The following is a 22338-nucleotide window of genomic DNA, read 5'->3' on the forward strand; positions in this document are numbered from 1 at the left end:
ACAGCTCGATTGCGGCACGACCGTGCACAGCCCGTGAAAGACCTGCGTGCTACCATCGAAAAGCCGTGCGTGAGGCCCGCCCCGGCGCTCGCGCACGACTCGCATCGTGTCATGAACGATTCAGAAGAACATTCCGCACTCGGCACCGCAGACGCTCTGCCCTCTCTGCCTCCGCTCGACTTTCGCGCCGCGCGCAGACGCCTGTTTGCCGCACTCGTTGCGTCGATCGTCATTCCGTTCGCATTTTTCTGCCTGTACGGTTACTACACTTACGGACGCGCGCTCACGGAAACCGGCGAGTCGCTCGAACGGTTCGCGCGCATCATCGACGAAAAGGCAAACACCGTTTTCAGCATCAACCGCGAACTGATTTCGCGTATCGATGAAATGCTCGGCAGCGGCGACGAGGACTTCATCGCGCGCGGTCAGCAGGAACTGCACGACAAGCTCGCGCGTCTTGCCGCGACACAAGCACAGATAGCGGCCCTTTCCGTGCTCGACAGTCACGGCAGACTCATCCTCAGCAGCCGCTTCTTTCCTGCGCCGAACGTATCCGTCGGCGATCGCGCCGATTTCATCGCGACGCGCGACATGCATGCGACCTTCCACGTCTCCATGCCCGAGCGCGGGCGCGTGAAGAACACGGACATCGTCAACACGTTGAGCGCGCGTTATGCGAAGGACGGCCGCTTTCTCGGCGAGATTTCGATTGCCGTGCGACGCGACTATCTGATCGGCTTCTATCGCGAGCTCGCCGCGAGCGATCCCGCGCTCACGCTCGCGCTGCATCGCGACGACGGCGCCGTGCTCGCGCGCTATCCGCCCGCGTCGGCGCCCAATGCGCCCGATCGTCATTCGGTGCTCGCCGATGCCTTCGCGCAAGGCGAGCCCACGGGACTCATGCGCTACGTGTCCCCGCTCGACAACGATGAAAAGCTCGCCGCGTGGCGGCGCGTCGACGGCTATCCCGTCTATGCGGCCGCGGGCTTCTCCATTCACGACGTGCGCGTCGCATGGTGGCGGCGCGATGTGTCGATTGCATCGATCGCGCTGATTCCGTGCGTCGCGTTGTGGGTGCTGATCGGCTTCTCGCTGCAACGCCTCAAGGCCGAAGAAGCCGCGTGGCACAACTGGCGCGGCGAGCTTGCGCTGCGCCGCTCGGCCGTTGCCGCCACGCGGCGTTTGCAGCGCATGGGCGCGCTCGGCAATCTCGTTGCAAGCGTCGCGCACGACTTCAACAATCTGCTGATGGTCGTCACGTCGAACATGGAAATGGCGCGGCGCAAGGGCTACAACGGCCTCGAAAAAGAAGTGAGCGCGGTCGAGCGCGCTTCGACGAATGCGCAGTCGCTCGCGCGGCGGCTGTTGAGCGTCGCGCGACGTCAACCTTTGCAGATGCAGGTCATACGGCTCGATCGCTGGATGAAGGAATCGGAGCCGCTCGTGCGCGCGTCGGTCGGCGACAAGGTGACGCTCGGCACGCGCGTGCCGGATGCGACGTGGCCCGTGCGCGTCGATGCCACCGAGCTGACATCGGCGCTCATCAATATCGCGGTGAATGCGAAGGACGCGATGCCTCACGGCGGCGACTTTCGTATCGAATGCAGCAACGTGCGCCATGTCGATCCGCGCGAAAGTCTCGCTTCGGGCGAATATGTCGTGATCTCGTGCAAGGACAGCGGCATGGGCATGCGGCCCGACGTCGCGAAGCAGGCGTTCGAGCCGCTCTTCACGACCAAGGGCGCGGGCGCCGGCACGGGGCTCGGCCTCGCGCAAGTGCTGGCGATGGCGGAGCAGGCGGGCGGCACCGCGCGCCTCAGTTCGGCGTGGGGCTTCGGCACGACGATCGACATCTATCTGCCGCACTGGACCGGCGAAGCCGACGCGCCCACGCAAGCACCGCCCGTCGAAAGCATCGAGCGCGAAGCGCCCTCGTCCACCGTGTTGCTCGTCGAAGACAACGACGAGGTCGCGGCGGGCCTGTGCGCCGTGCTCGAAGTGCTCGGATGGCAAGCGCGTCACGCATCGTCCGGCGATGTCGCGAAGCAGATGCTCGAGGCCGGCGATGACTTCGATCTCGTGCTGTCGGACATTCAGATGCCCGGCAACTACGACGGCATCAGGCTCGCGGAATGGATCAAGATGACGCGCCCGAATCAATCGGTCACGCTGATGACGGGCTACGCCGATCAACTCGACGAGGCGCGTCGCACAGGGTTTGCGATTCTCGCGAAGCCCTTCAACATCGACGATCTTCAGCGGCTCCTGAACGCGCTTTCGGTGCGCGCGACGAAGTGAGGGCGGCCGGCACGCATAACCGTGCATTGCTTATCAGATTCGCTTCGTTGGCGAATGCCGCGCACTCCCATAACGTATGCGGATCACGTCTCACTTCCACGGAGCATCGATCTTGTCTCGAACTATCTCATCGCGCGGGCCACGGGTGGTCGGCATCGGCGGCACGACGCGGCCGCAATCGTCGACTGAACGGGCACTCGCCTTCGCATTGCGCGGCGCGCAGGAAACGGGCGCGAGCGTGCAACTGTTCGGCGGCGCGTTCCTTCATAGCCTGCCGCACTATGCACCCGAGTCGCGCGAACTCACCGACGAACAACACGAACTCATCGAGGCCGTGCGCGCTGCCGATGCGATCATCATCGCGACGCCCGGTTATCACGGCGGCATCTCGGGTCTCGTCAAAAACGCGCTGGATACGCTGGAAGAACTGCGGCTCGACGATCGTCCCTATCTCGACGGCCGTGCGGTTGGCTGCATCGTCACCGCTTATGGATGGCAGGCGGCGGGCACGGTGCTCACGTCGCTGCGTTCCATCGTGCATGCGTTACGCGGATGGCCGACGCCTTTCGGCGCGACCGTCAACACGCTGGAGACGCGCTTCGAATCAGCCGATACGTGTTCCGATGCCAAGGTCGTCGAGCAGCTTCGCACCGTGGGGCGGCAAGCGTCGAGTTTCGCGCTCGCGTTCGGCGCGGACCGCATCGACGAGTATCACGCACTGGAGCGGGAGGTCGAGCTCGCATCGCATTGAATCGCGCGTCGACGATGCGGTTTCAGTGCATCGGCGACTCGCCCGGCAGCTGGAACGCGTCGACGGTATAACCCATGTTGAAGTACCCCGCGCGCGCATAGACCGAGATGTGCTCGAGCTGCTCCGCGCGCGTGGTTTCGTGCACGGCGTGCGCGTCTTTCGTCGAACGCTTGCGCATGCGCTCGGCCGGTGCAGACAACGCCTGCCAGTATTGACTCAGGAAGTGCGGCATGACTCGCCTCCTCGCAGCATGAATAGCTCAAATCTAGGCTGTCAAAAAGACTTAGACAAACAAGCTTTTCTGCAATGCATTGCAGGCCGCACCGCTTTGGCGCATCAGACCGCGTCGACACCTTCCCGCACCGTGCGCGCGGCCTCGGATTGCTCAAGGTGACGCAGCAACAGCGTCACCATCGTGACGACCGTGAAGGCGAGTATCACGAAGAAAATGGCGAGCGGCGTCAGGATATGCACCGACACGAAGCCCGCGAGTCCCATCATCACGGAAGACACCAGCAACAGCGAGCAGCCGAGGATCGCCGCCGTAAGGCCCGCGATATGCGGAAAGAGCGAGTTGCCCTTCGCCATCAGCGTGGGGTACATCGCGCCCGCGCAGAAGCCCATCACGAGAACGGGCGCGGCCAATGTCCATACGGTGAGGCCGACTATCAGCGAGAGCAGCAGCATGACGACCGATGCGCCCGCCATCACGCGCGCACCGATGCGCAGCCGTTGCTCCGCGTTCGGCAGCCGCACGCTATGCAGGCGGTTCGACAATCCGCCGAGGAAATACATCATGCCGATCGCGAGCGCCAGATAGCCGAAGTAGGTCGGCGGCTTGTGCAGCGTGTTCTGCACCATGAACGGACCGACGATATTGAACACGAGCAGGATGCTGTAGCACAGGCCCTGCGCGAGAAAGCAGCTCTGAAACACGGGGCTCGACAACACCTTGCGCGCGTTCGTGAACAGCGTGCGCGGCGCGAGATGCACCGGCTTCTGCAAGGTCTCGCGATATCGCCATACGAGCGTCCACATCACGATCGAATAGACGAGCAGGAACACGAGACATGCCTTCCAGCCGAACCATTCCTGCAAATGCGCGCCGATCACGGGCGCGACGATCGGCGCGAGTCCCCATGCGATCGACATATAGGTGAACGCGTGCATCAACGCCTGACCCTTGAAGGAATCGGTGATGATCGTCTTCGCGAGCAGATTGGTCGCGGCAATGCCGAAGCCCTGCAGGCAGCGTGCGAGCAGGAATGTTTCGAGACTCGTCGCGGCAAGCGAAAGCAGACAGCCCAGCGTGAAGACGACGAGCCCGAACGCCAGTACTTTTTTGCGTCCGTATGCATCGGCGACGGGACCGAAGACGAGCTGACCGATCGCATACGCCGCCATATAACACGAGACGCTCGACTGGATCGCCTGCGGCGACGTGGCGAAGTATTGCGCCATCGCGGGAAGCGCGGGCACGTAAATGTCGATGGCGAGCTGCCCCGCCGACGCGAACAGGCAAACCAGAAACAGCAGAAAACGCGGGGAATTCTTCGAAGGATGAGTGTGGTTCATGACACCGATGAATGAGCGGGGACCGGCGGCCTCTTCGGGCCGATCCGGATGGCGGATTCATCGTATTGTGCCTGTCATCGCGCGAATCGGCTTAAAGTCCACGTCGCGCGTGCGTCAACCGGCGCGCTTGCCCTGCTGATCGATCCACAGACGCGCCCAGCGCCACGCATAAGCGATCGCGTGTTCGGCTTCGAAAAAGTAATCGAGCGCGTCGAACGTGAGGGACGCGGCATGCCCCGCCGCACCGCGCCCGATGATCAGATTCGCCGCAAAAAGGCCGCTCGGCAAGGCCAGCGCGGAGGGCTCGACGTCATATCCCTTGTATCGCATGAATGTCCCGTGAAAAAAGCGTGCGAGCGATTCATGCTAATACGGGCGATGCTTCTTCCCAACGAAGGCATCGGCCTTAGCTAATCAGTGCGGGCGTCACTTGTGTTTCATGTCTTGCCATTCAGAATGGGATGCGACTGGCCCGGTATCGGACGGCCGCGATTGTCCGTCGGCACGAGTTGCGTCTGGAACGCGACGAACAGCGCCTGGAACTTGCCATCCACTTCGACCATCACGGCGCCGTCCTGAAGCACGCCGTTTTCATTCGAATGGTCCTTGATATGACTGCCCGGGGCTGGCTTCGGATTGCCCTGATTCATATGCGTTTCGTGCAACCCGTCCTTACCCGGCTCGAACAGAAAGCCGAAGGCGTAGACGGTCACATCTTTCGTGGGCTTCCAACCGAGGCGATCGTCGCTATAGCTAGGCGTCTTGTAGACATAGTCGACGCCATTCGCCGACATGTCGAGTTGCAGCATCTCGTTGAGCAGCGCGTTGATATCGTTCTTCTCGTCCTTGGTGTCGAGCGGGATCGGGCGCATTGCGCTGAGATCGAGCAGTCGCGTATCGTGCACGTAGTCGAGCTTCGGAAAGTTCGATGTCGACACACCCGCGGATAGCTTGGCAAGATCGGCCTTCATCGGATGATCGAAGTACTGATTCCAGAGATACAGGACGAGATAGCCCGCCGGCCCCGTCAGCGAGCTATCCGACTTCACATTGGTGACGATATTGAACGACTGCCCGTTCGTGTCTTCGCTGACGATCACATAATGCGGATCGCCTTTGTAACCATCGAGAAAGGGAACGCCGAGCTTGACCGTGCCCTTGAAGAGAACGTATTCGTTTTGCGCCATGATGATGCTCCGTGAATGTGAGCGATCATTTGATGCGGCAAGTGTGACATCGTTCCAATCGATACGGGATACGCGCCGATATCAGCGAATCGCCTTTCTCGCAGCCTTGAATCGATGCTTCTGCTCGGTCTTCAACGCGCGTGTCGCCTGCTTCGTGTCGATGTCATCAGGCAGCGCACCTTGTGAGTCCGCAAGCAGTCCGCGACTCGCGACGACATCGTTTAACGCACCGAAGCGCTTTTGCAGCCGCTTCAGGCTCTTCACCTTCTTACGCAGTCCAGGCGCGATATCCGGTTCGAAGAACTCGATCAGGTAACGCACTTTCTTTCCCGCCTTGCGCACCTCGTGATAAGCGGCATAGTTCGACTCTTTCGCACGCAGCGCCTGCTTGATGCGCTTTTTCAGTTGACCGCGGGCCGCGCTGATCCGCTTCTTCGCGAAGCGCTCGACCGGCACGCGACGACGCCCCGTATTGAGTTGATGTTTCGCCTCCTTCAGTCCGCTTAGAAGTACATGCTTCACGTCCGCATTGGCGATGGTCTCGATGCTCGTCGCAAGCACGGCCGCGCGATGCGTCTTCACGGATTCATCGAGTCCTTCGACATGAAGCGCATGCAGCAATTCGAGCAGGATGTCCCAGTCGCGCGCGCTGCCCGCCGAAGTCGCGAGATACTTGAACAACGCGCGCTGGCGCGTATCGAATTCCTCTTCCAGCAAGGGCCGATACGCCCAGAACAACGTACGCAACCGGCGCAACGCGACACGAAGCTTGTGCAGCATTTCGGGGTCGGTGTTCCCATCGAGTGCAGAAGCATGCCGCGTCGCCTCTTCGATCAACGGCGAAGCCAGATCGCCGAATCTCGCTTCGGCCGTTGCGGACGCTTTACCAGGCATGATCGTTCCCTTTCCAAATGCCTTTCTTGATGCAACCGTCGTACCCGGCCAACCTCTTTGCCCCAAAACGATGCAATGAAAGCGCGGAACGCGTCTTGCTCGAAACGCAATACGGGAAACGCCGCTGTTATCGGGTGCCCCACAACACAATTCCTGTTGGTTAAACTAGGACCGCTTGCGGGAAGCGTCCCGCGCATTCAATAAACGAGAAAAATATCTGGAGCCGGTTTGAGGAAGCGAGCCACAGTCATCTGTCGAAAGGGCAACCGGATTTTGCTGGTTGCGCGACGTCGCACCAAATGGGCGCTGCCCGGCGGCATGCTCAAGCGAGGCGAACAGTTGCACGACGCGGCACTGCGCGAACTCAAGGAAGAAACACGTCTTGCGGGCAAGTCGGCGAAGTTTCTGTTTCAGCATCGTGGAAGACAGAAACATCATCACGTCTTTTTCTGCGATGTGCCGAAAAACGCGAAGCCGCGCGCAAGCAATGAAATCGAACGATGCCGATGGGTTCACATGTCGGAGATTCAACGGCTCGCCACCAGCGCGCCGACCAGACTGATCGTCAAGGCGCTCGGCGGCAAGCGCTGAGTCACGCGCCCTGCCCCTTCGCATCGCCATAAACGACGCGCACCGCCGGCACGAACCACGCAAGACACAAGCCGATGAACGCCGCCAGCGCCGCGACCACGAGCCCGACGTGAATCGCTGCGACGAGCGCCATGCGCGCCGAATGCATCATCGTCATCGCATCGGCGGATTGGCCCGCTGCAACGAGACGTTCGATCAGCGCGGACTGCTCGGCGCGATCGATCAGCAGATCAGGGCTCGCGAACGATTTGAGCCATTGCGTGGCCTGATACGAATCGAGCGGACGATTCACGTTCTGCGCATACAGATGCCCGAGCAGCGCGCCCGTGATCGCCGTGCCGAGCATGCCGCCGAATATGCGCAGTGATTGCAGCAACGCCGTGACCGCGCCGATCTGATCATGCGCGACGATCTGCTGCGAACAGATCGTGAGATTCGTCGCGACGAGCCCGAGGCCCAGCCCGCTCGCACCCATGCACGCCATCCACACGGCATGCGGCTCGTGGCCATCGAGCGATACGAGCGCAAGGCAGCCCGCCACGGATAGCGCGAAGCCCGCATACAGCAGCACGTTCGCGCGCGGAATGCGTGTGACGATGCGATTGTTGAGCATGCTGCCGACCGTCGTACCGAGCAGAAGCGGCGTGATCAGCATGCCCGAATCGTGCGGCGACATGCCGTAACCGCCCTGAAACAGCAGCGGAATGTAGAAGGCCATCGAGAAGAGCGCGAAGCCGCCGAGCACGGAGATCGCAAAGAGCGCGGCGAGTTTGCGATCCATCAGCACGTCGACGGGCACGACGGGATAACCCATGCGCTTTTCCCAAAAGTACAGCGTCGCGCCGAAGATGAGCGCCACGAGCGCAAGCACGATCGTCGTGCGTGAGAGGCCTTCCTTCGGCAGCATTTCGATCAGCAGTTGCAAGGCGCCGAGCGTCACCGCGACGACGCACGCGCCGAGCCAGTCGAGCTGAATCCGTCCGCGCACCTTCAGGCGACGCAGGTTCGGCACGAACAACAGCACGAACATCAGCGAGACGATGCCGACGGGCACGTTGACGAAAAAGACGAGCCGCCAGCCGCGCATCTGGGTGAGCATGCCGCCGAGCGTCGGGCCGATCACGTTGGCGACCCCGAACGTCGACGTGACGAGCACGAGCCAGCGCAAACGCAGCTTCGGATCGGGAAAGAGATCGGCGACGGCGGCGAACACTGTGCCCAGCAGAATGCCGCCGCCGATGCCCTGCACGCCGCGCGCGATCACGAGAAACAGCATGCTGTTCGCGAATCCGCACAGCACGGATGCCGCTGTGAACAGCACGATCGCCGCGAGCAGAAACGGCTTGCGTCCGTAAAGGTCGCCGAGCCGCCCGAAGATCGGAATCGTGATGACGGAAGCGAGCATGTACGAGGTCGCGACCCACGCGTACAGATCGAAGCCCTTCAACTCGGCAACGATGCGCGGCATCGCCGTGCCGACGATGGTCTGATCGAGCGCGACCAGCATCGTGACGAAGGCGATGCCGAGCATCGCGAGCAGCGATTCTCGAAAGGGCAGGCGTTGCCGCCCGGGATCGTGAACGTCGACGAACGAGTCCATGACGTGCGCGAGCACCCGTTTTGTTTGCGCGCTCGCGTGCGGGACGTTACTGGCCGCCTTCCTGAATCGTCAGAACATTCTTCACCGACTTCACGCCGTCCACGCCTTTCGCGATCGACGCGGCCTTGTCGATCTGCTCGGCGTCTGCGGCATGACCGGCGAGGGTGATCGCGCCGTTCTTGGCGATCACATTGATGCCGTTCAGTTCGACGCCGCCTTTCTGCAGCGCCTGAGACACCTTCTTGCTGAGTGCGCGGTTAGCCTTGCGCATCGCGGATTTCGAGCTTCCCGCGCTGGCCGATGGCGTTGCGGACTGCGTCGCGCCCGCATCGCTGGTCTGGGCCCATACGTTGACGGAAAAGGCTATCGCTGATGCAACGGCGGTAAATCTGAGCGCATTGATCGTTTTCATCGCTTGGCTCCGGTGGCTTGAGTGGCATGGATGCTACGAAGGCTGCAAAGGCACGATGAATTCTAGCCGGCGCTTCGCGATATCGCAGGGAATCGGGCCGTTCATTTCGCGAGCGCGCGCAATTCCGTCCGCGAGAGGAAAAAATCGCCGTTATCCGCGAGCTTTCCGATCATGAAGTCGATGAACGTTCGCACACGCAGCGGCTGCTCCGTTCGATGCCGGTAGTAGATGTAGATCGATTCGCGCTGCGTCATATGACGCGTGAGCAAGGGCACGAGACGTCCCTCGCGGATATGCGTCACCGCCGAGAAGCTGCCGAGCTGACCGATCGCGAGACCGGCGAGCACGGCGTCGGCTTCCGCGTCGACATCGTTCGTGCAGAGCGTCGCCGCGATCTCGCGATAGACGATCTCGTCGCCAATCATGAATTCCCACGGCGCCTGCTTGCCGGTATTCGCCCGACGATATCCAGTGCAGCGATGCAACGACAAATCTTCAACGCTACGCGGGGCACCATATCGTTCGATATACGCAGGCGACGCGCACACGATGAGCTGAATCGGCACGAGACGACGCGCGATCGCGCCGCCGGCGGGCGGCGAGCCGCCGCGCAATCCGACGTCGGCGCGTTCCTCGACGAGATCGGTGAAATGGTCGTCGAAGCGCACGTCGACCTCGACATCGGGATAAAGCGCGGCAAACTCCAGCACCGATGGCCACAACGCGCGCCCGAGCGCTTTCGGCGCGCTGATGCGCAGCGGCCCGGCGATGTCTTCCTTCGCACTGCGCGCATCCGCGATAGCCGATGCGAGCATTGCGAGCGCCGGCTCGACGGTCTGCAGCAAACGCTGGCCTTCTTCGGTCAGCGAAAGCTTGCGCGTCGTGCGATGAAAGAGGCGCACGCCGAGCGACTTTTCGAGCTGCATCACCGCGTGACTCGCAGCTTGCGGCGATATCCCCTGATCAATGGCCGCACGCCGCAAATTGCCGAGCGTGGCGGCGCGCACGAAGATCGAAATTGCGCGGACCTCGTTCATGGAGCGCCCCGATTCGCAAATAAAAGTTGATTATCAGTCTAGCGTTCGGCGGCTAGTTCGTGCGAATCGGAAACCCTATGCTTCGTTTCACCTTCACTACCGGCACAACGGAGCACATCATGAGCAACGCCACTCAACAGCAATACAAGCGCGTCTGGTTCATCACGGGCGCATCGCGCGGTCTGGGCGCACTCATCGCACGCGCGGCACTCGACGACGGCAACGCTGTTGTCGCCGCCGGCCGCAATGTCGCGGCGATCGTCGATCGTCTCGGCGAATCGCCTGCGCTCTTGCCGGTTGCGCTCGACGTCACGAACGAAGCGCAGGCCCAGGCTGCAGTCGACGCGGCTATCGCGAAGTTCGGGCGCATCGACGTGCTGATCAACAACGCGGGCTTCGGTCTGCTCGCGGCCGTCGAAGAATCGAGCGATGCCGACGTGCGCCGCATGTACGACACCAACGTTTTCGGCCTGCTCAACGTGACGCGCGCCGTGCTGCCCGTGATGCGCGAGCAGAAGCGCGGCCATGTCGTGAACATGTCGTCGGTCGGCGGTTATCGCTCGGCGGCCGGATTCGGCGTCTATTGCTCGACGAAGTTCGCCGTCGAAGGCATCACCGAGGCGCTGCATGCGGAGTTGAAACCCATCGGCATTCATGCGACGGTCGTCGAGCCGGGCTACTTCCGCACGGACTTTCTCGATGCATCGTCGCTCGTGGTCGGCAAGGAGATCATCGACGATTACGATGCGACCTCGGGCGAAGTGCGGCGCTTCGCTGTCGGCATGAATCACAATCAGCCGGGCGATCCGCAGAAGCTCGCGACCGCGCTTCTCACGCTCGCCGATGCGCACACGCCGCCGCTGCGCCTCGCACTCGGCACCGACACGCTGAAGGTGATCGCGGAGAAAAACGCTTACGTGACGGCGGAAACCGAAACGTGGCGTGAGTTGTCCAGTTCGACGGACTTCGCGGTCTGATCGCTCGATGCGAAGAGCGGCGTCGATAAAGACGCCGCTCGAATGCACATAATGCACGGACCATTTTCACCATGATCGCGCGGCAATGAATCCGGCGGAATAAGGATCGGGCGGTTTAATCGATATCGCGACTGCGTTGACCATCGCTATATCCGCACGCATGTTTCGATGACACAAGGCCACGCCTTCGGGCGCGCGATGCTGCATCGACTTCGGGAAGTTGCTGACGGTGCTGACGTATTCGGCGCGCATGCCGTTCGCGCCGTCCCGCCGATGCCTGGATATCGATGGAAGGCGGCAGAATCTCCTGAAAGCCTTCGGTGTTCCACGCCCTGACGGCTTGTCCGCGATATCCGCTGCGAACGCGACGGGATGCGAGTACTGGCTCAGAATCTCCCAGTCGTGCGGATTGAAGGTGCAGTTGCGGGGTTGGTTGGGCGCGCGCTGAAAGGTGAGCGGCGCGACGGTGGGGGTCGCCATGTTGGTTGCCTCCAATCTGCCGGATGTCGAAAGCGGTCTTGCCCGATGCGACCGCCTGAACAACGATATCGATGTGTGGCGTGCTGCCCAATCCCTTGGGGGACATTGAGTCTATGTATCGAACGCAATGGGGCGCGACGACGCAGTCACGTCGACTGTGCGGGCGTCTCGACGTTTCGAATCCTGCAACACATCGTTCAATGGCTAGCGGGTCGGATTCATGCTAAGGCATACTCCGCAAAGTCCTCTGGCCGCGAGATTCGACGATCAATCAATGTATGAGTGTTTTGCATCTTTTTAACGAAAATAGCCGTATTCACTACAGCCGCTCCCTTGATGCTTGCCGAACGGAATCCTGGACTTCGGCCATGACGCACGTGGACGCGTGCCTCTCGCAATGCATCGGCATCGAAGAACGCAGTCAAGCCTTGCTACTCAAGGGGAACATCGCGCAGTTGATGAAGCGGCATCCGGACGCGGCCGCGTGCTTCGAACAGGTTGCACAAGCGTTCCCGAGTGCCTGGCTTTACAACGTCTTGTCCGGCACCCTCATATCTTGTGGTGAATTCGAGCGCGCCGCAGCGGCGGCACGAGCAGGACTTGCCTTGCCGGCCGAACAGGATTCGTCGGATACAACAAAAGGATTACTAACCAATTTGAGCGATGCGCTGTATCGAGGAAAGGCCTATCCAGAAGCAAAGGAAGCATTTCGGCAATTGCTGAGGTTGACGCCTGACAACTTCGCCGCGCGCAATAACCTTGGATTCATTCTTCAACAACTCGATCAGGTGGACGCCGCGATCGAACAGATGCAGCATGCGGTTCGGCTCCGGCCCAGTAGTTCCCAATGCCGCAATACCCTGGCCTGTGCCTTGTTGTTAGCGGGCCGATACGAAGAAGCGTGGCCTCATTTCGAGCATCGTTGGGCGGGCTTGAAGTCCCCGTCAGGGGAGTCCGCTACGATGCCCACATTACCCATCCAACAATGGGACGGCGCGTTCGACAATAGCAGCGGTCAGCACTTGCTCGTGCTTGCCGAGCAGGGTTTTGGCGACTCCTTGCAATTCTGTCGTTACCTTCCGATGGTGCTCGAACGCTTCGCCAAGGTCGGCTTCGTATGTCCTAAACCGTTGCGCCGGTTGCTCGCCCACTCATTGGGTACGCGGTGGCCAAACCTGGTTCTTCTCGACGACGTTCCGAGCGATTTCTGGCAGTGGGATCGCTATATCTTCACGATGTCGATGCCGATGGCTTTCCGGACGACTCTCGACACCATACCCGCCGCAATTCCCTATTTGGAAGCTGAGCGCCGCGCCGCACAGCAATTCACGTCTCGCCTGGAGAAGCTCGAGCGTCCTTCGTTGCCTCGTATCGGACTCGTATGGGCGGGCGGCCACTCGTTCATGGACATCGATCAATTGAGAAGCATCTCCGCAGACCAAGTGGACCCGCTCATCTGCTGGCCTCGTGCTCGCTGGGTGAGCCTGCAGAAGCCTGAAATCGAAGAGAAGCGTCTCAAGCCTGAGCAACGCGAACTGGTTGTCGACTGGATGGACGAGATGAAGGACTTTGCCGACACGGCCGCGCTCATTTCATGTCTGGATCTGGTCATTTCGGTCGATACCTCCGTCGCACATCTGGCGGCCGCGATGGGCAAGCCAGTGTGGCTCCTGAATCGCTTTGCCGGTTGCTGGCGATGGCTGCGTAATCGCGAAGATAGTCCGTGGTATCCGAGTGTGCGCATTTTCACGCAGAAGGAACGCGGAAACTGGGACGAAGTCTTGGAGCGCGTTGTGAATGCGTTGGAGCACCACGATTTTCGGAGAGACGCCAACGTTTGAGAAAGCGTTTTCTTGAAAACACAAAAAAGCCGCTCCGAAGAGCGGCTTTCTCAAAGCAACCACAACCTTAATCGTCGAGCAACGACAGATCCCGCACCGCGCCCTTGTCGGCCGACATCACCAGCTTCGCATACGCCTTCAACGCCGCCGACACCTTGCGCGGACGCTGCTTCGCGGGCTTCCAGCCCTTCTCGTTCTGCTCTTCGCGACGACACGCGAGTTCTTCGTCGGAAAGCAGCACGTCGATGGTGCGATTCGGAATGTCGATGCGGATCTTGTCGCCGTCGCGCACGAGACCGATCGCGCCGCCCGCCGCCGCTTCGGGCGAGCAGTGACCGATGGACAGCCCCGATGTGCCGCCCGAGAAACGTCCGTCCGTCAGAAGCGCGCATGCCTTACCGAGACCCTTCGACTTGATATAGCTCGTCGGGTACAGCATTTCCTGCATGCCGGGTCCGCCCTTCGGACCTTCGTATCGGACGATGACGACATCGCCCGCCTTCACCTTGTCGTTGAGGATGTTCTCGACGGCTTCGTCCTGCGACTCGGTGACATGCGCCGTACCTTCGAACACGAGGATGCTTTCATCGACGCCCGCGGTCTTCACGACGCAGCCATCGAGCGCGATGTTGCCCGTCAGCACCGCGAGTCCGCCTTCCTTCGAGAACGCGTGCTCGTACGAACGGATGCAGCCTTCGGCGCGGTCCGTGTCGAGGCTCGGCCAGCGCGTGTTCTGGCTGAACGCGACTTGCGTCGGCACGCCGGCGGGGCCTGCCATGTAGAAGGTCTTGACGGCTTCGTCGTCGGTGAGCTTGACGTCCCACTGCGCGAGCGCGTCTTTCAGCGTCGGCGCATGCACGGTCGGCACGTCGGTGTGCAGCTTGCCCGCGCGATCCAGCTCGCCCAGGATCGCCATGATGCCGCCCGCGCGATGCACGTCTTCGATGTGGTACTTGTTCGTGTTCGGCGCGACCTTGCAAAGCTGCGGCACGGTGCGCGAAAGACGGTCGATGTCCTTCATCGTGAAGTCGATTTCGGCTTCGCGTGCGATCGCCAGCAAGTGAAGGATCGTGTTGGTCGAGCCGCCCATCGCGATATCGAGCGTCATCGCGTTTTCGAACGCCTTGAAGCCGACCGAGCGCGGCAGCACGCGCGCTTCTTCCTGCTCGTAGTAACGGCGCGCCAGTTCGACGATACTGCGTCCCGCGCGCTTGAACAGTTGCTCGCGGTCGGCGTGCGTCGCGACGACGGTGCCGTTTCCGGGCAGCGAGAGGCCGAGCGCTTCGGTGAGGCAGTTCATCGAGTTGGCCGTGAACATGCCCGAGCACGAGCCGCACGTCGGGCATGCGGAGCGTTCGACTTCGGCGACGTCGGCGTCGGAATACGACGGGTCGGCGGCGATCACCATGGCATCGACGAGATCGAGCTTCTTCAGCTCGATGGCCTTCGTCTTCGGATTCGCGAGGCGCGTTTTGCCCGCTTCCATCGGGCCGCCGGACACGAAGATCACGGGGATGTTCAGGCGCATCGCGGCCATCAACATGCCCGGGGTGATCTTGTCGCAGTTCGAGATGCAGACCATGGCGTCGGCGCAATGCGCGTTGACCATGTATTCGACCGAATCCGCGATGATGTCGCGGCTCGGCAGCGAGTAGAGCATGCCGTCGTGACCCATCGCGATGCCGTCATCGACCGCGATGGTGTTGAACTCCTTCGCGACGCCGCCCGCGGCCTCGATCTCGCGCGCGACGAGCTGGCCCAGATCCTTCAGGTGCACGTGCCCCGGCACGAACTGGGTGAACGAGTTGACGACGGCGATGATCGGCTTCGAGAAATCTTCGTCTTTCATGCCGGTGGCGCGCCAGAGCGAGCGCGCGCCCGCCATGTTGCGTCCGGCGGTGGAGGTTTTGGAACGGTATGTGGGCATCGTGGTTGCTGTTGGAATGTCGCGGGATGAAAGCGGGCCACGAGGGTGAGGGCCCTTGCGCGCCGGGATCGGGGACCTTTTGGGTCGCGCGGGCGCGAAGGGTTGAATTATCACATAAAGGGTGGCGCGAATCGCTCGCGCACGGGCGACGCGCCGACTCGCGGATCAGGGCTTCAAGGGTCGCGTCGGCCCGATGAGCGACCGCCAGCGCGCCGCCAGCCGAAGAACGCCATCTAGCAGGACATTGCGTGCAGGTGAATCGCGCGCGGCTGAACGACGTGCATCGAGTTCGCACAATATGCGCTCCGGCGTTGTAAACCGGCCCGTCATCTCGCTCACGTACGTCGGATAGAGAATAAGCGTTGCCGCCACCAGCATGTCGAGTGAGATCGCGCGTTCACGCCGCACGGCGCGATGCCTGTCCACCGTGAGCCCCCAGCCTGCATAGAAGGGGAGCCCGTGCGTTGTCACCGGTTTTCCGTGAAGAAGCGCTTCGAAGCCGGCAAGCGAGGTCATGACGTGCACCGCGTCCACCTCGCGGATCACGTCGATGATCGAATGATCTTGCAGCACTTCATCGCAAAGACTTGCGCTCTGGTCGCCGGGCACCGCGCCGGGACGCAAGCCCGCGACCACATCCGGATGCGGTTTGTAGACGATGTAGGCATCCGGTTCCTCGCGCCGCACTGCTTCCAGAAAAGCGAGGTTGGTCCTGATGTCGACGCCGCCATAGGTCAGCGATGCATCGCCTTCGACTTGCCCGGCAACCAGCACAACCCGGCTCGCCGACGCCGGACGCCGCCAGCGCGCGCCGCCCAGATTGTATTTGGTGAGTCGCCGGGCAACGATGCTTTCCCGCAGACGAGCCGCCCGTTCGAGCACGGCCGGATCGAACTCAGCATCGGACAGAAGCGTCTCGATGCGCGACGTCGACCGCGCGTCATAGTAAATGCCGCGATCGTCGAGCACCCACGACGAAGGTTTGACAAGGGCCGCGCCCAGTCCGACCGAACGCACAAAACCGTCTTCCACGCGGATGAGCATGCGTCCGTCACCGGGCGCGCCGGTATCGACTTTGCCGCTGCCCCAGACCGCCAGTGCCTGCGCCCGCGGCGGTATCTTCCGGGCATGGCGCACGAAGCTGACTTCGCTGCCTCCGAAGAAGGCTCTGGCAATCGGCTTCTTCCATCGTGAAAATCCGAGCGCGTGAATGGTTTCAGGGAACCGCGCGCGCATGCGTCGCTGCAAGGCAATGTGTTCGACCACCGTCTCGACTTCGCAGCACACGCGCTGCTCGGGATCTACATAGCGCGGATAGGCGATGAGCGCGGCATACGTCAGATCTTCCAGCGGCACCGCCCGGCGACGCTCCGGCGACGCCAGTGCATCGACGCTCAGGCCCCAGCCTGCGTAAAACGGCATGCCGAAGGTGCGGACCGCACGCCCCCAGAGAAGCGCCTCGAAGCCGATCTGCGAGCTGACCGTGTACACCGCCCGCGCGTGCTCGAGAAGGTCGGGCGCGTGAACATGCTGTCCGATGACTTCAACCCTCGAGGCCATTCCTGGCGTCATGACGTCGAAGTGCCCGGACTTGCGCCCGGCGAACACATCCGGGTGCACTTTAAGAACGACCTTGCTGTGCGGATGCTCGTCGAGCGCCGCCTCGAGCATCGCCCTGAATGTGCCGGATGTCGCGAGCGCACCGTCGATCGATGCATCGCCGTTCGTCTGATCCGCAACGAGCACATGGTCACGGTGTCGAATGACGCCATCTCGAGCATGGTTGTACTTTGACAGCCGATGCGCTCGCCACGCGCCGATCAACGTCCGCGTGCGATCGAGCGACTCTTGAGGACAGCCTGTCGCGATCAGCAGTTCCAGGCGTGAGCCCTGCCGCGCGTCGTAATAGATGCCGATGTCGTCGACGGCGAGCGACAGCCCCTGCGGGTCCGTACCGTCTCCCGCCGATCTGAGAAAGCCATCTTCGAGGAGCCAGCAAGGCAAGCCGCTCTGCCCTGCCAGTTCGCGTGCGAGTGCTCCGCTGCGCTTGTTGCCCCAACCAGCGATCGCCGAATATTTCTCCCCAAGGTCGCGCCGTGACCTGCGGACGACGTCGACCGAGGCGCCAAGGTGCGTTTCGATGAAGTTGCGGCCGGCAATGCCCGCCGACGTCACGGCAATATTCAAGCGATGATCGTTCATCTTTACGGTGCGTAGAACTTTATGCGTCGATCAGGGATGGCTGCCGACGTCGACGACCGCCGAGCCGGAGCGCGGCGCGGTCGGCATGGCGTCGGGGAGCCGATCATCGCCATGTTCGTCGAACAATAGCGCAACCGACGCGGACGAACGGCTGACGGTGTCTTCCGAACGCGTTTCGCCTGCTTCATGTATCGACGCGCCGCCGCGTAAGCCAAGCGCCACGCCCGACATCTGACGCGCTGCAAGTGCAACGTCGTCCGCGGCAAGTGCAGTAAAGGCGCTCGCTTCGACTTCTCGCCACAGGCGTTCGCGCGCGCGCGCCTCATCGCCCGACCACCAGAGAGCGAGCGCGAGCATCCGGGAGGCGTGGCGACGTTCAGGCGACGATCCCGCCATGCGCTCCACGTTGCTCCAAATTGTCGCCGCGACCGTCCAATCTTCCCGCTCCGTCGCGAGTTCGCCCAAGGCGCGCATCATTGTGATTTCGCCGGGTGCTTTCTCGAGCGCGGCCGACAGCACGCTCTGCGCCTCATCGAGTTGCCCAGAGGCGCGCAATGCCGCGGCCAGCTTCATCGAAGTCTCGTTGCGCGGCGTCGCTTCGTCCGGCGATACCAATGCGAGCACCTTGCGCCAGCGGTCGCACGCCTCATTCCAGCGGCATTCGGCAGATGCGATGGACGCGAACGCCCGTGCCGCCCCGAGATCGGCCGGCCGGTTTGCGGCGACCGCCGAAGCGAGTTCGTCGAGACCTTCCAGCTTGCCGAGCGCTTGCCTTGCGATAACGAGCCCCCTGGCGACGCGGCCAAGTCGCGAACCACAAGGTGTCGCGTAAGCCTTCGCGAATTCGCTTTCCGCGCTCACGCAGTCGCCGGCAGCGAGCGCCAGTTCAGCCGCTTCGAGATGAACGAAAACGTCGTTCGCATACGTCGCTTGAGCGATGTAGAGAATGTGGTTCGCAGTATCGATCTCGCCAAGCGCACGATGCATCGCGCAAAGCGTCAGCGCAACGTCGAGTTCATGGGACGATTCGTTCGCATGCGTGTCTCCCAGGAAATCGACGAACATCGACGATGCTTCGCGCGCGCTCGTCCAGTGAGCAGCGCTCCACTCTTCTTGCGCGTCGGCGAGCGCATCGAATGCGGCTGCGCTGGCTTCGTGAAGCGGGGCTGCGCGCAGTGCACGCATCCACATGCCTCGCGCCTTGATGGCATCGCCTTGCTGCTCGGCAAGCGACGCGAGCGTCGCCCTCGCAATTCCGATGCTTTCGGCATCGACGTCGGGATGCATCGGGTCGAGCACCGCGAGCGCAAAACGCCGGGCGAGCACGGAATCGTTCATCTCGAACGCGGTGCGGCTCATGTTGGCGAACTCGGGCAGCGCGAAGTGATACGCCAACGGGAAATCGAGGAGTTGCGCGGCATGCGTCAGCGCGTCAACGTCGCGCTTCGCATGCAGAAGCGCGCGAATCAGTTGGTGCCGTGCGTGGACGGACGCGTTTGCGTCACCCGCGCCATGCGGGTCCGAAAGAAGCGTGACGGCCTGATCCCAGCGTTCGGCGGCTTCGTCCCAGTCGGCGAGCATCGAGGCGAGTTCCGCAAACTCGATCGCGGCCGCAAGGCTGGACTGCGGCCGCACGTCCGCTGCATCGAGTACAGCTCGTGCTGCGTGCGCATCTCCGAGCTCGCGCCATGCTTGCGAGCCGCGCAATGCGGCCTGCGTGCGTTCCTTGGAGGTGAGCCCGCTCATCGCTTCGATGGATGCGGCCCGCTCGACGGCGACGCTCCACTTTTGCGCCGCGACCGCTCGCTCGAGCCCTTCGAGTGCCTGCTTTGCCGTGAGCGGCGATGCGACGGCCGGCCTGTCGAGTGCCGCGATCGCCTCGTAGGTGCGTTCGCAATTGCGGCCGTCGCGCAGCGGCAGGAAAGCTTCGGCGCGAGCGTGATAGTCGGGGGACATCCGGCCGCCGCCTGCGAGCACGGCGGATACGGCATCAAGGACCTCGGCGCGTTCGGCGCATACCGGACCGAAACCGTCGGCGTCGTAGTCGAAATAGCCCTTCTGATAGATGTGGCCGCCCCCGAACACTTCCGAGCGATCAAACTGAAAATACACGACCGGCCGCTGCATGAGCCCGAACTCGAAGGCAACCGACGAATAGTCCGTGATCATCACCGCGGCTGAACGGAAGACATCTTGAATGCTGCCGTCCGCATGCGCCAATAGCTGGACGTTGTCCGGCAGATCGAACAAGCGACCGTACGGCTGCACGTTCGCATGGGGATAGAACACGATGCGGTATCCGTGGCGACGCGCCAGGTCAGAAAGCGCGTCGCTGCCAAGCAGACCGTTCCATTCCTTGAAATAAGCGCTCTCCACGAAATCCCGATTCAGTTCCCGCCGAAATGTCCCGGGAACGGTACTGCCCATCAAGGACTTGCGCCACGTCGGCATGACGAGCAAAACCTTCTGCTGGGAATTCGCATCGACGAGCCGATCATGACGGGGAAGCCCGGTCAACACCACTTCCCGAGCCGAAAATTTATAGCGCGTTCCTGCATCCGCGATCGAGTCGAACTCGCGCGGCGCCGACGTCACAAAGCAGTCGATCTCCTTTGTATTGAGCCAGTCAGACAGATCATCCTTGATCACGCCATGTTGAAGGAAGGTCAGCCGATGTTTGAGTCGCGCGCCGAACACTTCGACCGGGACTGCATTCACAACATATCGATCGATATGCGACGAGACGAGATGCACGCAGTTCAGCATCAGAAGCTTATGCCGCAGTCCTCCGAACGCGACGAGGCGGAACCCTTCGCGCTTGAGCCGCTTCCAGTCATGCGATGAACGTGCCAGAAGGAAAAACGCATTGATCTCAGGCCGCGACTTTCGAAGATACCGATACAAGTGTTCCGCGTTATCGTCGGCCTGCACATCGCGATCCATCAGCGTCCACGCGTCACGATACTTTTCCTGCACTGCCGGGAGCCGCGCGAGCCAACAGACGAGCCGGACAGTCAGGTCACGGCTTTCAGGCGCGTTGCGCCGTGCGGCCTCGAAGTGCGCGCGAATTTCCGCAACCGGCAGCGATTTGTACTGCTTGCCCTTGAGTGACAGACGAACATCCTCGCACTCGAGCATGACCGTCAGGTTTGCGTATTGCCGAAGCGGCAGCCAGACAATGCGTTCCTGCACAAACGGAGCGCCGACGAACGTGTGGCTGCGCGAGGTCGCAAATACCGGCGCGACTTCAGCGCCGTCGAACCTGAACGATTCGAAGCCCTGCGCCCCAACGAAATACTTCAGCTTGATGAGTCGACGGTCGAAGTCTATGCCGTCGACATAGACGATCTGATACTTCGGGCGATCACCCTTGAACATCGCCATCATGCCGACCCGCTGCATGAACCAGATACCGGCGAGTTCGAACTTGTCGATTGTCGTCGTGTCGATCAGCGCGAAGATTTCGTGCAGCAATGCGACGAATCGCGCTCTTTGCTCGTCGGAGAGGAACGCCAGTTGATTGTCGTTGTTGACGAGGCGCTTGAAATACCAGATCAGGTGATAGAGCGCCACACGTTGTACGAAGGACGGCACGCCACCAGTTCGCTCGTACCAGGCACGCATAAGCGCAAGAACGCCATGCTCCAGTACGTCCGTGTAAAGGCCCTCCTTTTCCCACGCGGTATCGAGCGTGGAGGTGCCATCGGAGCGCTTGCGGTAATAGTATTTGGCATCTTGACAGAATATCGACTGCCTTCCTTCCGCGTGCAACAGGTAACTGTTGACGAAGTGGGCGTCCTCGAAATTCGGCTTGATGCGCTCGTCAAATCTGATTCCGTGGCGGGCGATCACTTCCGCGTCGAAAAATGCCGTCGGCGCGGATAGTTGAATGTGAGCGGTAGATTTCCAGAAATCCACGGCTTGCGTGCCCTTCGCGAACCGGTACTTGAGCGGATGCGTGTCGGAGATCCGCTTGCCTTGCACAAAGTAGAAAATGAAATTGCACGACACCATCGCCGGCGGCCGCTTTGCCGCACCAATTTCCTTATCGACTTGCTCGAAGTAATTGGGAGAAACGAAGTCGTCCGGATCGATAAACGTGATCCAGCTTCCGGTCGCCTGTTCGATCCCGAGATTGCGTGCCGATGCCTGGCCGCCGTTCTCCTTGCGCACGTACCTGATGTTGTCTGGATACTTTCGCTGCCACTTTCTGATAATGCGGGCCGAGTCGTCCGGAGAGCCATCGTCGACCATCACGAGTTCGATGCAGCTCCGAAAGTCGAGCGTTTGCGCAATCACACTACGGAAATACTCATCGAGATACGGCGCGACGTTATACACGGCGCTCACCACCGAAAATCGCCGCGCACTTTTCACCGACCCGGCGACCAGGGAGGTCTCGGGTTTGCGTCGCAGTGAAGCAAACTGGCGCTTGCGATTTGCGATGAAATCATCGATGAATTTGCCCGGATCGCGGCGCAACTTGCGAAACTTCTTTGCGAAAGTACTCATGTACGACTCGTGATGTGGTGAAGCGGCGCAGGCTGTCGCCAGCCGAAAGATATC

17 protein-coding genes are annotated in these 22338 nt (G+C 61.6%); 5 read left to right on the plus strand and 12 right to left on the minus strand.

Going from position 1 to position 22338, the window contains the following annotated elements:
* Window positions 1-111: 111 nt before the first annotated feature.
* Complete coding sequence (locus AWB76_RS27185; RefSeq protein ID WP_061163224.1) at window positions 112-2298, plus strand: hybrid sensor histidine kinase/response regulator family protein; 2187 nt, start codon at window positions 112-114, stop codon at window positions 2296-2298.
* Window positions 2299-2374: 76 nt separating this feature from the next.
* The gene (locus AWB76_RS27190) at window positions 2375-3049 is read left to right on the plus strand and encodes an NADPH-dependent FMN reductase (protein ID WP_074171425.1); all 675 of its coding nucleotides are present in this window, start codon (window positions 2375-2377) and stop codon (window positions 3047-3049) included.
* Between the two features lie 22 nt (window positions 3050-3071).
* Here the strand turns inward: AWB76_RS27190 and AWB76_RS27195 are convergent, their stop codons facing one another.
* The 5 genes from AWB76_RS27195 to AWB76_RS27215 form a co-directional block, all read right to left on the minus strand.
* The gene (locus AWB76_RS27195) at window positions 3072-3281 is read right to left on the minus strand and encodes a hypothetical protein (protein ID WP_061163225.1); all 210 of its coding nucleotides are present in this window, start codon (window positions 3279-3281) and stop codon (window positions 3072-3074) included.
* Window positions 3282-3385: 104 nt separating this feature from the next.
* On the minus strand, window positions 3386-4624 hold the full coding sequence (locus AWB76_RS27200) for a multidrug effflux MFS transporter (protein ID WP_061163226.1): 1239 nt from the start codon (window positions 4622-4624) through the stop codon (window positions 3386-3388).
* A gap of 114 nt (window positions 4625-4738) precedes the next feature.
* Window positions 4739-4954 carry a hypothetical protein gene (locus AWB76_RS27205; RefSeq protein WP_061163227.1) on the minus strand — a complete coding sequence of 72 codons (216 nt, stop codon included), beginning with the start codon at window positions 4952-4954 and terminating at the stop codon, window positions 4739-4741.
* A gap of 107 nt (window positions 4955-5061) precedes the next feature.
* A complete protein-coding gene (locus AWB76_RS27210) occupies window positions 5062-5811 on the minus strand; it encodes a DUF2278 family protein (protein ID WP_061163228.1) in 750 nt (249 codons plus the stop codon).
* An 81-nt stretch (window positions 5812-5892) separates the two neighbouring features.
* A complete protein-coding gene (locus tag AWB76_RS27215) occupies window positions 5893-6705 on the minus strand; it encodes a CHAD domain-containing protein (RefSeq protein ID WP_061163229.1) in 813 nt (270 codons plus the stop codon).
* 228 nt (window positions 6706-6933) lie between these two features.
* Here AWB76_RS27215 and AWB76_RS27220 point away from each other — a divergent pair, with 228 nt between their 5' ends.
* Window positions 6934-7296, plus strand: a complete 363-nt coding sequence (locus tag AWB76_RS27220; protein ID WP_061163230.1) for an NUDIX hydrolase — start codon at window positions 6934-6936, stop codon at window positions 7294-7296.
* A 1-nt stretch (window position 7297) separates the two neighbouring features.
* On the opposite strand, the gene AWB76_RS27225 is transcribed toward AWB76_RS27220, so the two are convergent.
* From AWB76_RS27225 to AWB76_RS27235, 3 genes are all read right to left on the minus strand, one after another.
* Window positions 7298-8896, minus strand: coding sequence for an MFS transporter (locus AWB76_RS27225; protein ID WP_061163252.1), 1599 nt, complete (start codon window positions 8894-8896; stop codon window positions 7298-7300).
* Between the two features lie 46 nt (window positions 8897-8942).
* Entirely contained in the window at window positions 8943-9308 is a 366-nt protein-coding gene (locus AWB76_RS27230; protein ID WP_061163231.1) for a BON domain-containing protein, read from the minus strand.
* A gap of 101 nt (window positions 9309-9409) precedes the next feature.
* A complete protein-coding gene (locus AWB76_RS27235; protein ID WP_061163232.1) occupies window positions 9410-10345 on the minus strand; it encodes a LysR family transcriptional regulator in 936 nt (311 codons plus the stop codon).
* Between the two features lie 119 nt (window positions 10346-10464).
* On the opposite strand from AWB76_RS27235, the gene AWB76_RS27240 reads away from it, so the two are divergent.
* Window positions 10465-11322 (plus strand): oxidoreductase, encoded by an 858-nt coding sequence (locus AWB76_RS27240; protein ID WP_061163253.1) that lies wholly within the window; start codon window positions 10465-10467, stop codon window positions 11320-11322.
* 66 nt (window positions 11323-11388) lie between these two features.
* On the opposite strand, the gene AWB76_RS27245 is transcribed toward AWB76_RS27240, so the two are convergent.
* Window positions 11389-11802 carry a hypothetical protein gene (locus tag AWB76_RS27245; RefSeq protein WP_061163233.1) on the minus strand — a complete coding sequence of 138 codons (414 nt, stop codon included), beginning with the start codon at window positions 11800-11802 and terminating at the stop codon, window positions 11389-11391.
* A gap of 368 nt (window positions 11803-12170) precedes the next feature.
* On the opposite strand from AWB76_RS27245, the gene AWB76_RS27250 reads away from it, so the two are divergent.
* Window positions 12171-13643: a tetratricopeptide repeat-containing glycosyltransferase family protein gene (locus tag AWB76_RS27250; protein ID WP_061163234.1), complete on the plus strand. Its 1473-nt coding sequence runs from the start codon at window positions 12171-12173 to the stop codon at window positions 13641-13643.
* A 67-nt stretch (window positions 13644-13710) separates the two neighbouring features.
* On the opposite strand, the gene ilvD is transcribed toward AWB76_RS27250, so the two are convergent.
* From ilvD to AWB76_RS27265, 3 genes are all read right to left on the minus strand, one after another.
* Window positions 13711-15570, minus strand: a complete 1860-nt coding sequence (ilvD, locus tag AWB76_RS27255) for a dihydroxy-acid dehydratase (protein WP_061163235.1) — start codon at window positions 15568-15570, stop codon at window positions 13711-13713.
* Between the two features lie 165 nt (window positions 15571-15735).
* On the minus strand, window positions 15736-17772 hold the full coding sequence (locus AWB76_RS27260) for a capsule polysaccharide biogenesis protein (protein WP_061163236.1): 2037 nt from the start codon (window positions 17770-17772) through the stop codon (window positions 15736-15738).
* Window positions 17773-17802: 30 nt separating this feature from the next.
* Window positions 17803-22284, minus strand: a complete 4482-nt coding sequence (locus AWB76_RS27265) for a CDP-glycerol glycerophosphotransferase family protein (protein WP_061163237.1) — start codon at window positions 22282-22284, stop codon at window positions 17803-17805.
* Between the last annotated feature and the right edge of the window lie 54 nt (window positions 22285-22338).

This window comes from Caballeronia temeraria (assembly GCF_001544795.2).
Taxonomy (GTDB): Bacteria; Pseudomonadota; Gammaproteobacteria; order Burkholderiales; family Burkholderiaceae; genus Caballeronia; species Caballeronia temeraria.